Raw genomic sequence first — 14,943 nt, 5'->3', positions numbered from 1 at the left:
CTCAGTGATAGCTGACCGCGCATTGAAAACACTAGAATACGATAAAGTTAGGCAACAAGTGGCTTCCTATTGTACTTCCTCCATTGGTAAATCTGCCATTGAGGAACTTGTGCCACAAACTGATTTTGATAAAGTAGTACAATTATTAGAGGAAATGGATGAGGGACTATCCATTTTGCGTGTGAAGGGCAATGTACCAATGGGAGGAATTTTCGATGTCCGTCCCTCTGCCAGACGTGCTCAAATAGGAGGCATGTTAGCAGCAGTAGAACTAATGGAAATTTCGAGCACGATTCGAGCAAGCCGAATTTTACGCAATTTTATTGAAGATTTAGAAGCCGATGAAGTGATTGATATTCCCCATTTCATCTCCAAAAAGGAAGCAATGCCTGTCTTAACAGGATTGCAGCATGAAATCAATAACTGTATTGACGACAATGGTGCTGTCTTAGATTCTGCTAGTCAAACATTGCGCTCTATTCGCCAATCTTTGCGTGCTGAAGAAGGGAAAGTCCGCTCTAAGCTGGAAAGTTTAATTCGTGGAAGTAATGCAGCGAAAATGCTTTCTGATACACTTGTGACAATTCGTAATGATCGCTTTGTTATTCCCGTAAAGCAAGAATATCGTCACCATTATGGTGGGATTGTTCATGACCAATCTTCTTCTGGTCAAACCTTATTTATTGAGCCAGATTCTGTTGTCCAAGCAAACAATGAAATTCATCGCTTGAAAATGAAAGAGCAGGCAGAAATTGAACGTATTTTACTAGCATTAAGTGCAATGGTGGAAGAAGTAGCATCAGATTTATTTAACTTAGTGAAGGTATTAGGCGATATCGATGTCATTTTAGCAAAGGGCAAATATGGCCAAGCCAATAAATGTACAATGCCGAAAATGAATCAGGATGGCTATATCCGACTAATACGTGCGCGTCATCCACTGCTACCAATAGAATCAGCTATTCCTAATGATATTGAATTTGGTAAAGACATTACAGCTATTGTCATTACAGGTCCTAATACAGGTGGTAAAACGGTGACATTAAAAACGGTTGGTCTGTGTACATTAATGGCGCAAGCGGGATTACCAGTGCCAGCATTAGATGGCTCAGAACTTGCTGTATTTGAGCAATTATTTGCCGATATTGGTGATGAGCAATCAATTGAGCAATCACTTTCTACGTTCTCGTCCCATATGGTCAATATTGTAGACATCCTACAAAAATTTGATCACGAATCACTTGTACTTTTTGATGAGTTAGGGGCAGGTACTGACCCACAGGAAGGGGCAGCCTTAGCCATCTCAATCTTAGACGAAGTACATGGGCGCGGTGCTCGTGTAATGGCTACAACTCACTATCCTGAATTAAAAGCTTATGGCTATAATCGACCAGGTGTAGCCAATGCCAGTGTAGAGTTTGATATTGAAACTTTGAGCCCGACCTACCGTCTACTTATCGGTGTACCTGGGCGATCAAATGCATTTGAAATTTCCAGTCGTCTTGGTTTACCTGAATCCATTATTGATCGTGCTAAAGGCTTTACTGGAACCGATCGACATGAGGTTGAATCGATGATTGCCTCATTGGAAGAAACACGTCGCCAATCCGAAGATGATGCAGAGCGTTCGCATGCATTACTATTAGAATCAGAGACATTACGTAAAGAGCTTCAAGATAAATTGCAAGCCTATGAGGAGCGCAAAGAGGCGCTTGATAAGAAGGCAAAGGAAAAGGCGCGCAAAATTGTTGATGAAGCGAAACGTGAAGCAGAAGCGATTATTGCAGAGCTGCGAGAAATGCGTAAAAATGCTGATCAAGTTGTCAAGGAGCATGAATTTATTGAAGCACGTAAACGCTTGGAAGAAGCAACACCACTTGAAGACAATAAAGTACTAAAAAAGGCGGCACAAGTAAAAGCTCGTGCACAAAACTTAGTTGTCGGAGACGAGGTAAAGGTGTTAAGCTATGGTCAACGAGGTACTTTGTTAGAAAAGGTGTCGAATACCGAATGGGTTGTCCAAATGGGGATTTTAAAAATGAAAATCTCAGATAGTGATTTGGAGTATATTAAACCTGAAAAAGAGCCTGTATTACGAACAGCTGGTGTGAAAAATCGAAATAGTCATGTGAAATTAGAATTAGATTTACGTGGTGAACGTTATGAGGATGCAATCTTAAGAACAGAGAAATATATTGATGATGCATTACTCTCTAATTATGGTCGTGTGTCCATTATTCATGGAGTTGGTACAGGGGCTTTACGTCAAGGTATTCAAAGCTATTTGAAAAAGCATAAGCGCGTAAAATCCTTCCGTTTTGGTGAAGCCGGTGAGGGGGGCTTAGGCGTCACAGTTGTTGAATTGAAATAAGCTATAAAGGGGACGGAGAAAAATGCTGAATTCTGGCTTTTGGCGATATCCAATTATCGAAACGGCAGGATATTTTAGTGTTGTAGTATTATGTTTAGTCGTCTCGATGGCATTGTTCGAAGTCGTTACGAAATATAAAAATTGGGAAGAAATTAAAAAAGGTAATGTCGCTGTGTCTCTTGCAACAGGTGGGAAAATACTAGGGATTTGTAATATCTTCCGCTTTTCCATTGCACGTCATAGCACATTAAGTGAAATGATCGGTTGGGGTCTTTTTGGCTTTACATTATTGATTGTAGCGTATTTCTTATTTGAATTTATGACACCTCGTTTTAACGTTGATCAAGAGATTGCCAATGATAATCGCTCAGTTGGTTTCATTTCCTTTACCATTTCAGTCGGTCTTTCGTTTGTAATTGGGGCAAGTATTGCATAGGAGTGTCATGACATGGAAAAATTAGCAAAAGTACTAATCGTTGTCTGTATTGCATTTTTGGCAGTAGGTGTCTACTATATGTTAACGATTTAAATAAAAAACGCATTCTCTTTGTGAGGATGCGTTTTTTGTTAATTGTACATAGCATAAATTTCTACTACAACCTATTAATTTTCTTTCATAATAACTCTATTAAAGGGTAGAAAAATTATTTTTATAATATAGTAATATGCTGATTATTTATTTATGGAGTAACTCAAGAATGAACGAGCATTCATAAGGTGTATTAAAATAAATCCCGATAAATACCAATCATATTAATGTTGTTAATTGCATAATAATTAATCGAAAATGCATTTATTTTCTATTTTCTGTTTGAAACTGTATTTCTTTTTCATTATAATAAATATAAGAATTGACAAAGTTTGGGACAAAGGGGAGAGGACGTATGACAGCAAAACCATGGCTAGCAAATTATCCTGAAGAAGTACCACCGTCTTTAACGTTTGAGGAAATTCCAGTGCAAGAGTTTTTGACACGTGCCTATAAAAAGAATCCATCCAAAGTAGCGATTCATTTTATGGGAAAGGATTTGACGTACACCGAGCTATATGAGTCAGCTTTAAGGTTCGCAAACTATTTACAAACACTAGGTGTGGAAAAGGGAGATCGAGTAGCAATTATGCTGCCTAACACGCCACAAAGTGTAATCGCTTACTATGGTGCCATGTATGCAGGTGCTGTTGTAGTACAAACAAATCCACTTTATACTGAACGTGAGCTTCAATATCAAATGGCTGATTCAGGAGCAAAGGTTATTCTCGTAATGGATATTTTATATCCGAGAGTCATGAAAATTATGAAAGAGACAGCTCTTGAAAATGTCATTGTGACAGCTATTAAGGATTATCTACCATTCCCAAAAAATTTAGTCTATCCATTTATTCAAAAAAAGCAGTATGGCTTTAGTGTCAAGGTTGAACATAGCGGTCAAAATCATCTGTTTTCAGAAATAATGCGTTCAGCACCGATTAAGCTAATTGACAATATGCCATTTGATTTTGAAGAAGACCTAGCGCTCCTTCAATATACGGGTGGGACAACAGGTTTCCCAAAAGGCGTAATGCTGACCCATAAAAATTTAATTGCCAATACGACAATGTGTGATGCTTGGATGTATAAATGTGTTCATGGTGAAGAAACCATTATGGGCATTCTACCATTCTTCCACGTCTATGGCATGACAACTGTTATGCTCTTATCTGTATTTACTCAAAATAGAATGGTGCTTTTACCGAAGTTTGATGCAGAAACGGCATTAAAAACGATTGATAAACAAAAACCAACCCTGTTCCCCGGCGCACCAACCTTATACATTGGCCTTTTAAATCACCCAGACATTTCGAATTATGATTTATCATCTATTAAGGCATGCCTAAGTGGCTCAGCTTCATTGCCGATTGAAGTGCAAGAGAAGTTTGAGGCCGTTACTGGTGGAAAGCTTGTAGAAGGATATGGGTTAACTGAAACCTCACCTGTAACACATGCTACGCCAATTTGGGGTAAGCGAGTGATTGGCTCAATTGGTTTACCTTGGCCAAATACAGAAGCGGTTATTTTACGTACAGGTGATACAGAAGAGCTACCTATCGGTGAAGTTGGTGAAATTGCTGTTAAAGGACCACAAGTAATGAAGGGCTACTGGAACCGTCCCGAGGATACAGCTGCGACATTTGCTGACGGTTGGTTTTTAACAGGTGATCTTGGTTATATGGATGAGCAAGGCTTCTTCTATGTGGTAGATCGTAAAAAAGATTTAATAATAGCAGGCGGCTTTAATATTTATCCACGTGAAGTAGAAGAAGTGTTATATGAACGCGAAGAGATCCAAGAGTGCGTAGTGGCAGGAATACCTGATCCGTATCGTGGTGAAACAGTTAAAGCTTATATTGTGTTAAAAGAAGGATATTCGATTACTGAGGACGAATTAAATAAATATTGCCGTCAGCATCTAGCGGCTTTTAAAGTTCCGCGTTATTATGAATTTAGAGAAGAGCTGCCAAAAACAGCTGTAGGAAAAATTTTACGCCGTACGTTAGTTGAAGAAGAAAAAACAAAATTAGCGAATAAAGAAGCGAAATAAATACGTGTGAAAGTATTGACAAGCAATGCTGTAAAATATAATATGAAAATATGAATGAATGACCATTCATATTTTCATATTTTTTTTAGGTTTACACGTCATATCGACGTGCGCATGTTTTTTAGGTGGTGATATAAAAGTGAAACGAGATAAGCCAAAATATAAACAAATTATTGATGCAGCTGTCATCGTTATTGCGGAAAATGGGTATCACCAAGCGCAAGTATCGAAAATCGCCAAACAGGCAGGGGTGGCCGATGGAACAATCTATTTATATTTTAAAAATAAAGAAGATATATTAATTTCTGTCTTTAATGAAAAAATGGCTGTTTTTGTAGAGTCATTACAAGATATAATAGAAAATGGGAGTACGTCTAAAGACAAACTTTCACGAATGATTGAAAATCATTTTAATGTTCTAACGACAGATCGATACCTAGCAACTGTCACACAATTAGAACTTCGCCAGTCAAACAAAGACTTACGATTAAAAATTAATTCAGTATTGCGCGAGTATTTACAGCTACTTGATCAAATTTTAATCGAGGGTATGCTTACAGGTGAGTTCAATCAGACGATGGATGTACGCTTGGCTCGACAAATGGTTTTTGGAACAATTGATGAAACTATTACGTCGTGGGTTATGAATGACTATCGATATGATTTGATGGAACAGGTTCCAAAGGTTCAGGCGTTAATCCTGAACGGCATTAAAGCTTAAAAGGATGTGGAGAAATGGAATTTCTAAGTTGGAAAGTAGAAGATGGAGTAGCGATTATTACAATTGCACGTCCACCAGCAAATGCATTATCTCGCGGTATTATTGCAGAAGTTAACGCTGTGCTAGATGCTGTAGAACACGATGATGCTGTAAGAGTCCTTGTACTTCATGGTGAAGGCCGTTTCTTCTCTGCAGGGGCAGATATTAAAGAATTTATTGGGGTAGAATCTGGTGAGGAATTTACAAAGCTAGCTAGCAACGGGCAGCAGGTTTTTGAGCGTGTTGAGTCGTTTTCTAAGCCTGTAATTGCAGCCATCCATGGTGCGGCATTAGGCGGAGGGCTTGAGTTAGCAATGAGCTGTCATATGCGATTTGTCACTGAATCAGCAAAATTAGGTTTACCTGAATTACAATTAGGGCTAATTCCAGGTTTTGGTGGTACACAGCGCTTACCACGCTATGTTGGAGTAGCAAAGGCTGCTGAAATGATGTTTACAAGTGAACCAATCTCTGGTAACGAAGCTGTTCAGTGGGGCTTAGCTAACCGTTCATTCTCAGACGAAGTATTGCTAGAAGAGACGTTAAAGATTGCTAAGAGCATTGCTAAGAAAAGCCCAATTGCTTTAAAAGCAGCTATTCAAACATTGCAATATGCAAAGCATGCATCATTCTATGAAGGCATTGAAGCAGAGGCTAAATCCTTTGGGACAGTGTTTGTCACAGAAGATGCCAAAGAAGGAATTCAAGCATTCATTGAAAAGCGTGAGCCTGTGTTTACTGGCAAATAATTTTCCAAATGTCGATAGCAACGTTCAGTATGTTATCGGCGTTATCGAAACTGAAAATATATAATATTTATAAGTTTACTTAGAATTATAAAACGTTCCAGGAGGTATGGATATATGAACATTTTTGCATTAATTAAACGTACGTTTGATACAGAAGAAAAAATCGTTGTGTCGGGTGGTAAAATCCAAGAGGACGGCGCAGAATTCATTATCAACCCTTATGATGAATATGCCATTGAAGAGGCAATCCAAGTTCGCGATGCTGCTGGTGGTAAAGTAACAGTGGTGACAATTGGTGGCGAGGATGCAGAGAAGCAATTACGTACAGCACTTGCTATGGGAGCAGACGAAGCAGTGCTTATTAATACAGAAGATGATCTAGATGAGCTGGACCAACATGCAGCAGCTTATCTACTAGCAGAATACTTAAAAGATAAAGATGCAGATTTAATTTTAACAGGAAATGTTGCGATTGATGGTGGTTCAGGGCAAGTTGGTCCACGTGTTGCTGATTTATTGGATATGAATTATGTAACTACGATTACAAAACTTGAAATTGACGGAACATCTGCGAAAATTGTTCGCGATATCGAAGGGGATTCAGAGGTAATTGAAACTTCTTTACCGTTATTAGTAACTGCTCAGCAAGGTTTAAATGAGCCTCGTTACCCATCTCTACCAGGTATTATGAAAGCGAAAAAGAAACCGCTTGCAGAGCTTGAGTTAGATGATTTAGATATCGATGAAGATGATGTAGAAGTGAAGATTGAAACAGTAGACATCTTCTTACCAGCTCAAAAAGCAGCAGGCCGTATTTTAGAAGGCGACCTTTCTGCACAAGCAAAAGAACTGGTAAATCTACTTCACACGGAAGCAAAAGTTGTTTAATTATTTGATGTCAATCGAATCTTAAAGGGTAACGGAGGGAATATGCTATGTCAAAAAAAGTATTAGTATTAAGTGAAGTTCGTGAAGGAAGCTTACGTAATGTTTCTTTCGAAGCAATTGCAGCTGCAAAACAAATCGCTGATGGTGGCGAAGTTGTTGGGGTACTTTTAGGGGATGCTGTAGCAGGTTTAACAGGTCCATTATTTGAATATGGTGCTGATCGAGTAGTAACAGTGGAACACCCACATTTAAAACAATATACATCTGATGGCTATAGTCAAGCGCTATTAGCTGTTATCGAGCAAGAACAACCAGCAGGTATTGTCTTTGGTCATACAGCAAATGGGAAAGATTTATCGCCAAAAATTGCAAGCAAATTACAAGCAGGTCTAGTATCTGATGTCACTGCTATTGAAGGTGCAGGCGATGATGTAGTATTCATCCGACCAATTTACTCTGGTAAAGCCTTTGAAAAAGTAAAAGTTAAAGAAGGCGTTGTCTTAGCTTCTATTCGTCCAAATAACATTACACCTTTAGAAAAAACAGAAGGTAAAACAGGTGATGTGTCTGCAATCTCTGTAGAAATTACAAATCTGCGCACAATTATTAAAGAAGTTGTTCGTAAATCTTCAGAAGGTGTAGATCTTTCAGAAGCGAAAGTAGTTGTTGCTGGTGGTCGTGGCGTGAAGTCAGAAGAAGGCTTCGAGCCATTAAAAGAGCTAGCTGATTTACTAGGCGGTGCAGTAGGTGCTTCACGTGGTGCATGTGACGCTGAATACTGTGATTACTCGCTTCAAATCGGACAAACAGGTAAGGTTGTCACACCAGATCTTTATATTGCAGCAGGTATTTCAGGCGCAATTCAGCATTTAGCTGGAATGTCCAATTCAAAAGTCATTGTTGCTATCAATAAAGATCCTGAAGCAAATATTTTCAAAGTAGCGGATTATGGGATCGTAGGAGATTTATTTGAAGTTATTCCGCTTCTAATTGAAGAATTTAAAGCATTAAAAGTGAACGCGTAATACAGAAGCAGGAAGGGTTATCCCTTCCTGCTTTTTTATATTGCTTTCCATTTCAAAAAATACTATTTGAAAATTATTGCAAAATAAAATATTGACATAATTAACGATAGACATTATAGTGATGGATACATTAATGATTTGAAACGCAAAGATTAGGAGTAGTAAAAGCTCGTTATTCGGTGAAGAGAGCTGCGGGTTGGTGCAACGCAGACCAATAAGACTTTGAACTTGCCTAGGAGTGGTAACACAAATAGAATTATTGGATTATTCTATTTGTTTGACGGTTAACCTTCGTTACAAGGTTTTTTAAGCTGGGTTCTCAAGAGCCAATTAGAGTGGTACCGCGGTTTGCTGATAGCATGTCGTCTCTTCTTTCATTTGATGATGAAGGAATAGACGATATGCTTTTTGATTTTTTAGGAGGTAAGAAAGTGGAAAAAAACAAGCAACAATTAACAAGAACAATGACCTCGCGTCATATCACGATGATGGCATTAGGTGGAGCCATTGGAGCGGGATTATTTAAAGGAAGTAGTGCAGCCATTGATATGGCAGGACCATCAGTGCTGATTGCGTATTTAATCGGCGGCATTATTTTATTATTTGTTATGCAAGGCTTAGCAGAAATGGCCGTGCGTAATAAAGAAGCAAGAACCTTTAGAGATTTAGTGCAATCCGTGTTAGGCAAATACCCTGCTTATTTCCTAGATTGGATCTACTGGAAAATGTGGGTTTTAAATATTGCAGCAGAGTCTGTCGTGGCTGCTATCTTTATTCAATATTGGCTACCAAAATATCCAATTTGGATACTGGCACTATCTGTTTCTGTGTTAGTAACAGCGATTAATTTATTATCCGTAAAAATCTTTGCAGAAACAGAATATTGGCTAGCATTAATCAAAATTACTGTTATTATTGTCTTTATCATTGCAGGACTTATTTTATTGCTTGTGACGTTTGGAAATCATAGTGCTGTTGGTTTTGCTAACTTAACGGAGCATGGTGGGTTCTTCCCAAATGGTTCAACCGGATTAATTGCTGCCATGCTTGTAGTGATCTACTCTTATGGTGGGACAGAAATCATTGGGATTACATTAGCTGAAACGAAAAATCCTGAAAAAGTAGTACCAAAAGCTGTTCGCAGTACATTAGTGCGTATTGTTACTTTTTATTTACTACCGTTCTTTATTATCGTAAGCTTAATTCCTTGGAATGAAGTAAATGGGGTTCCTGAAAGCCCATTTGTCATGGTTTTTAAAATGGTTGGTATTCCAGGGGCAGACCATATTATGAACGCTGTTGTGTTACTTGCCATTATTTCATCAATGAATTCAGGACTGTATGGTTCATCACGCGTACTATATACACAGGCTGTAGATGGACGTGTGCCTAAAATCTTTGCTTATTTATCGAAACGAAAAGTACCAGTATATGCTATTTTAATGTGTACTTTAGCGATGTATTTAGGGGTCATTTTATCTTTATATGCGGGAAGCAAAACCTTTGATTTTCTAATGGGATCACTTGGTTATACTGTGTTATTTATTTGGTTAATTATTGCGATTGCACATTTAAAATCACGTAAAAAACAAGCAGAACACACAAGTGCCTATGAAGTTAAATGGTTCCCTTATACTACTTGGGTAGCTATACTGGCATTAAGTGCGATTCTCATCGGGATTATTTTTACCACATCGATAATCGTGACAGGCATTACGTTAGCTATTTACCTTTTTATTACGTTAACCTATGTATTGAAAGGTCGTTATCAAGCCAATTAATGACTGTGTATTGATTTTTCGACACAGATTTGCATAAAAAATACATTGTAGGCAGATTGTTCGCTCAAGTGAATTTATCCATGCTATACTACAATCATAGTAAGCTTAAGGAGGATTTCAAATGGCAATTGTACATGCAACAGATGCTACGTTCCAAGATGATATTAAAGAAGGGTTAGTACTAGTAGACTTTTGGGCTGCTTGGTGCGGACCATGTAAAATGATTGGGCCAGTTCTTGAAGAAATGGACGCAGCAGGTAGTGCGGCTAAAATTGTAAAAGTTGACGTTGACAATAACCAAGGTACTGCAGCTCAGTATCAAATTATGTCAATCCCATCTTTACTATTATTTAAAGATGGAGAATTAGTTGACAAAACAGTAGGCTTCCAACCAAAAGAAGCTTTAGAAGCATTTATCGCAAAACATGCGTAATGAATGAAGTTCACAAAGCCGAGCCATCAATTGATGTGTTCGGCTTTTTTTCGTTATATAATAAAGAAAATAACTAACATTATTCTAATGAGGGGAATTTTTACTTAGGGGGGGCAGGTAGGTAATGAACGATTTAATAAAGCGGAAACTGGATATTTTACCAGATCAACCTGGCTGCTATTTGATGAAGGATCGACAAGGGACTATCATTTATGTCGGTAAAGCAAAAGTTCTGAAAAACCGTGTACGATCTTATTTTACTGGAACACATGAAGGGAAAACGCAAAGGCTTGTAGGTGAAATAGAAGATTTTGAGTATATTGTGACGTCTTCAAATATTGAAGCACTTATTTTAGAGCTGAATCTCATCAAATTACATGATCCAAAATATAATGTCATGTTAACGGATGATAAGACCTATCCATATTTAAAAATTACGAATGAAAAACATCCTCGTCTGATTACGACAAGGAAGGTAAAAAAGGATAAGGCTAAATATTTTGGCCCTTATCCGAATGCCTATGCAGCAAGTGAAACGAAAAAGCTATTGGATCGATTGTATCCGCTGCGCAAATGTGTTCAATTACCTTCCAAGGTCTGCTTGTACTATCACATGGGTCAATGCTTAGCACCTTGTGTGAAGGAAATTGATGGTCAGGTTTATCAAGAAATGATTGAGGATATGACGAAGTTTTTAAATGGTGGTGTGGAGGCAGTCAAAAAAGAGCTTGAAGTTAAAATGCTAGCAGCTGCAGAAAACCTGGAATTTGAACGAGCGAAGGAATTCCGAGACCAAATTGCCCATATTGATACGGTTATGCAGAAACAAAAAATAGTTTCAAGTGATACAACAAATCGAGATGTATTTGGCTATGCTGTTGAAAAAGGATGGATGTGTGTTCAGGTTTTCTTTGTGCGCCAAGGAAAGCTGATTGAGCGTGATGTCTCAATTTTCCCCATCTATCAAGATGCAGAGGAAGAATTTTTAACATTTGTTGGGCGCTTTTATGAAAAGCCAGAGCATATTAAGCCAAAAGAAATTTTTATTCCACAAGCCATTGATGCAGCTATCTTAACAGAATTATTAGAAATTAAAGTGCTCACACCGAAAAGAGGTCAAAAGAAGGAATTGGTTGAATTAGCTACCAAAAATGCTGAAATTGCTGTGGCAGCTAAATTCCAGCTAATAGAGCGTCAGGAAGAACGTACGATTGGTGCTTGTGAGGCACTTGGTGAAGCAATGGGTATTAGTGTACCTTTACGAATTGAAGCTTTTGATAATAGTCATATGCATGGAACGGATGCAGTGTCTGCTATGGTTGTTTTCATTGATGGGAAGCCTGCAAAAAAGGAGTACCGAAAATATAAAACGCGTACAGCAGCCAAACATGATGATTACGGTGCAATGCAGGAGGTTATACGTCGTCGCTATATACGTGTTTTAAAGGAAGGTCTACCATTACCAGATTTAGTCTTAATTGATGGTGGTAAGGGACAAATGGAAGTAGCCCGTGAAGTACTAGAAGATGAGCTTGGTCTTGTTATACCGATTGCTGGTTTAGCCAAGGATGATAAGCATAATACATCTCAGCTCTTGTTTGGTGATCCACCGGAAGTGATTAGCTTAAAACGTACAAGTGATGGCTTTTATTTATTACAACGAATTCAAGACGAAGTCCATCGCTTTGCTATTACCTTCTTGCGTCAACAGCATGAGAAAAATGCCATTCAATCTGTATTAGATCATATTGAAGGGGTAGGACCAAAACGAAAGCAACAGCTGCTTAAACATTTCGGTTCAGTCAAAAAAATTCGAGAGGCGAGCGAGCTAGCATTACAGGAGGCTGGGATGCCCGCTAATTTAGCAAGCCAAATTTTTAGCTATTTTCAGCAACAATCATTGTCAAAGGAATAGGTATGTGCTATGGTTATCCATAACATTGTTTTCAATGTTATGGAGAGTCAACTGCGTGACTAATTCGTTTACGCTAAGGCTTAATGAATTGAATACATTCACTTTAAAGTGATGATAGAGGTGCAAGATTCAAGAGTAACACAATGGAGGATGGACAAGTCCAGAGATATTGTGTGAAAGGGGAGCTTGCCGAAGTACAGTTTTGTTGTTCCATTGCTGTACTGGTTTTGCATTTAAGAAATGTAAGACTGTCGATTCTAAACGTTTCGGAGAGCTATCACACATGCGCAAGTTACGATTATTGTACATGTTATAGGCAGCTTTCACGTTATGTGGAGGCTGCCTTTTGGTTTTCCAGAAACTGTTTTACACCCCATGATTTTGTAAAATATATGAACTGGAAGGGAGAACGAAAGAAATGGCTAAAATCGTGATGAAGTTTGGAGGAGCTGCATTAGCTTCTACTGAACAAATCCAAGTGGCTGCTAGGAAAGCGATTGCTCAAAAGGACAAAGGATTTGATGTAGTAGTGGTCGTTGCAGCAATGGGACACACTGCGAAAGAGATGAAATTGATGGTACACCAACTAACTGACGATGTGTCGAAAAGAGAATTAGATGCAGTGTTGTCAACTGGCTCTCAATTATCAAGTGCTTTATTTGCCATCGCCTTGCAGGAAGCAGGCTATGAGGCTGTGTCTCTAACGGGATGGCAAGCTGGTATACATACGGATGGTATGTATCGGCATGCTCGTATCGACTATATAGATATTAATCGAATGGAAGAACACTTTGCACAGGGACAAATTGTGGTTATTGCTGGAGAACAAGGGATTGACGAAGAGCACAATATCACCATGCTTGGGAAAGGTGGAGCTGAAACAGCTGCTGTTGCACTTGCCATAGCATTGGAAGCGGAGAGAGTAGATATGTATACAAATGTGGATGGTGTTTATACAGCAGATCCACGATATGTTACAAATGCCCAAAAGCTACAGGAAATTTCCTATGATGAAATGTTGGAGTTATCTAATTTAGGGTCTCATATCATACATCCTCGTGCGGTGGAGTTAGCGAAAAAATTTCAAATGCCTGTTATTATACGCTCCAGTTTAATAGAATCAGTAGGCACTTTATTGAAGGAGGAAGTGGAAATGGAAAAAAATTCAGTCGTTCGTGGTGTTGCATTTGAATCAGATATTATTCGTTTAACAGTAGGGTATGATGCTTTTTCCAATGCTTCATTAGCAGATATATTTATGGTGCTTGCAGAGAACCGTATTAATGTTGATATTATTGTCCAAGCCATTATTGATGGATTGAAGCCAACTGTATCGTTTTCCATTTTAAAAGAGGAATTTGCGGAAGCATTACGTGTTTTAGAGGATAGTAAATTATCACTTGGATTTAGTTTTGCTGACTTCGAAATTGGACTAGCAAAAGTTTCCATTATTGGTTCAGGCATGGCTTCCAATCCAGGCGTTGCCGCTCGTATGTTTGATCGGTTACGTCGCGAAAATATCCCTGTAAAAATGGTTAGTACTTCTGAAATAAAAGTGTCTGTTGTTGTACCACAGGATGATATGATCCAAGCAGCTAATGCTCTCCATGATGAGTTTAATTTAGAGCAAGCACTTTACATATAATAATAGAAGAAACAGCATTTTATGTAATTGACCGAAATAAAAGGAAGAAAAAAGAAGGATTGTCATCCCATTCTTTAATGGGAGACAATCCTTTTTAATTATTCTGAGGGAATGGTATTCATAATACGTTCTTTAACGTCCCATTTGACTGTAAACATGACGTATTGTTGCTTTTCCCGTTTTTCACTATAGCATTCTGTCAGGTAGCCTTTAGCTAGTTGAATTTGCTCTGCTATAAATCCTGCTTCAAGTTTAAAGCTACGCTGCTTTATTTGCAGAATTTCAGGGTCATTTGTCAACTGGAAAATACGTCCATCTTTTGATTCCTTTATGAGTTCTAATGTACCCCAGCAGGCATCTGCGAAAAATGCGATAAGTTCATCTTGACTTTTACATGGGAACTTGCGAGCAAGCTCTTTACCTGCCCAATAAAGGACGTCATCTTCATGTTTACCGAGTATAGAAGATAGAATATGATCACGAATGATCTCATAGCCAAATGATGAGATTGTAGGAGATGGAGTGTTTAACATTGTTATCCTTCTTTCTTAGAATTTTCTTAAAATTTAACGGTAATAAAGTAATGATAGATTTTTCGAGAAAAAACGACGCATCATGTACTAGATTAGTTCTTTAATAAGCTCTATGAAAAACTCCGAGTTGCCTTGACGCTCGTAGCTCTTGAGAGTACAATAAACATGTCATAATATTGTACCATGATGAAATACACAGTCAATGAAGTATCATTTACAAAATGATGACTTCTTTTGTTGTGCTATTTTAAGTACTAAGGGGGG

At 38.2% G+C, this 14,943-nt stretch carries 12 protein-coding genes, 1 riboswitch and 1 other annotated feature; of the genes, 11 read left to right on the top strand and 1 reads right to left on the bottom strand.

Annotation, left to right across the window (positions count from 1 at the left end; translation table 11 throughout):
* Positions 1-4: 4 nt before the first annotated feature.
* The 11 genes from PSR12_RS16910 to PSR12_RS16860 all read left to right on the top strand — a co-directional run bounded on the left by PSR12_RS16910 (position 5) and on the right by PSR12_RS16860 (position 14,146).
* Complete coding sequence (locus tag PSR12_RS16910) at positions 5-2,371, top strand: endonuclease MutS2 (protein ID WP_274769854.1); 2,367 nt, start codon at positions 5-7, stop codon at positions 2,369-2,371.
* A gap of 22 nt (positions 2,372-2,393) precedes the next feature.
* On the top strand, positions 2,394-2,807 hold the full coding sequence (locus PSR12_RS16905) for a DUF350 domain-containing protein (RefSeq protein WP_004226406.1): 414 nt from the start codon (positions 2,394-2,396) through the stop codon (positions 2,805-2,807).
* 448 nt (positions 2,808-3,255) lie between these two features.
* Entirely contained in the window at positions 3,256-4,950 is a 1,695-nt protein-coding gene (locus PSR12_RS16900) for an AMP-binding protein (protein ID WP_274769852.1), read from the top strand.
* 139 nt (positions 4,951-5,089) lie between these two features.
* Positions 5,090-5,671, top strand: coding sequence for a fatty acid metabolism transcriptional regulator FadR (locus PSR12_RS16895; RefSeq protein WP_004226411.1), 582 nt, complete (start codon positions 5,090-5,092; stop codon positions 5,669-5,671).
* Between the two features lie 14 nt (positions 5,672-5,685).
* On the top strand, positions 5,686-6,459 hold the full coding sequence (locus PSR12_RS16890; protein WP_221680946.1) for an enoyl-CoA hydratase: 774 nt from the start codon (positions 5,686-5,688) through the stop codon (positions 6,457-6,459).
* A gap of 114 nt (positions 6,460-6,573) precedes the next feature.
* Entirely contained in the window at positions 6,574-7,347 is a 774-nt protein-coding gene (locus tag PSR12_RS16885) for an electron transfer flavoprotein subunit beta/FixA family protein (RefSeq protein ID WP_004226415.1), read from the top strand.
* Positions 7,348-7,394: 47 nt separating this feature from the next.
* A complete protein-coding gene (locus PSR12_RS16880; RefSeq protein WP_202341317.1) occupies positions 7,395-8,372 on the top strand; it encodes an electron transfer flavoprotein subunit alpha/FixB family protein in 978 nt (325 codons plus the stop codon).
* A 139-nt stretch (positions 8,373-8,511) separates the two neighbouring features.
* Positions 8,512-8,745: a binding site (T-box leader), on the top strand.
* Positions 8,746-8,773: 28 nt separating this feature from the next.
* Positions 8,774-10,153, top strand: coding sequence for an amino acid permease (locus tag PSR12_RS16875; protein ID WP_376781487.1), 1,380 nt, complete (start codon positions 8,774-8,776; stop codon positions 10,151-10,153).
* Positions 10,154-10,274: 121 nt separating this feature from the next.
* The gene (trxA, locus tag PSR12_RS16870; protein ID WP_004226420.1) at positions 10,275-10,586 is read left to right on the top strand and encodes a thioredoxin; all 312 of its coding nucleotides are present in this window, start codon (positions 10,275-10,277) and stop codon (positions 10,584-10,586) included.
* Between the two features lie 124 nt (positions 10,587-10,710).
* Complete coding sequence (uvrC, locus tag PSR12_RS16865) at positions 10,711-12,501, top strand: excinuclease ABC subunit UvrC (RefSeq protein WP_274769849.1); 1,791 nt, start codon at positions 10,711-10,713, stop codon at positions 12,499-12,501.
* A gap of 107 nt (positions 12,502-12,608) precedes the next feature.
* Positions 12,609-12,786: riboswitch (Lysine riboswitch) on the top strand.
* Between the two features lie 133 nt (positions 12,787-12,919).
* Entirely contained in the window at positions 12,920-14,146 is a 1,227-nt protein-coding gene (locus PSR12_RS16860; protein ID WP_274769847.1) for an aspartate kinase, read from the top strand.
* Between the two features lie 98 nt (positions 14,147-14,244).
* Here the strand turns inward: PSR12_RS16860 and PSR12_RS16855 are convergent, their stop codons facing one another.
* Positions 14,245-14,679 carry a YslB family protein gene (locus PSR12_RS16855; RefSeq protein WP_004226426.1) on the bottom strand — a complete coding sequence of 145 codons (435 nt, stop codon included), beginning with the start codon at positions 14,677-14,679 and terminating at the stop codon, positions 14,245-14,247.
* Positions 14,680-14,943 lie beyond the last annotated feature (264 nt).

Origin of the sequence: Lysinibacillus sp. G01H, from assembly GCF_028872195.1 — a bacterium.
Lineage (GTDB): Bacteria > Bacillota > Bacilli > Bacillales_A > Planococcaceae > Lysinibacillus > Lysinibacillus capsici.
Note: the sequence above shows the minus strand (reverse complement) of the source record. Positions and strands in the feature narration are given on the sequence as shown.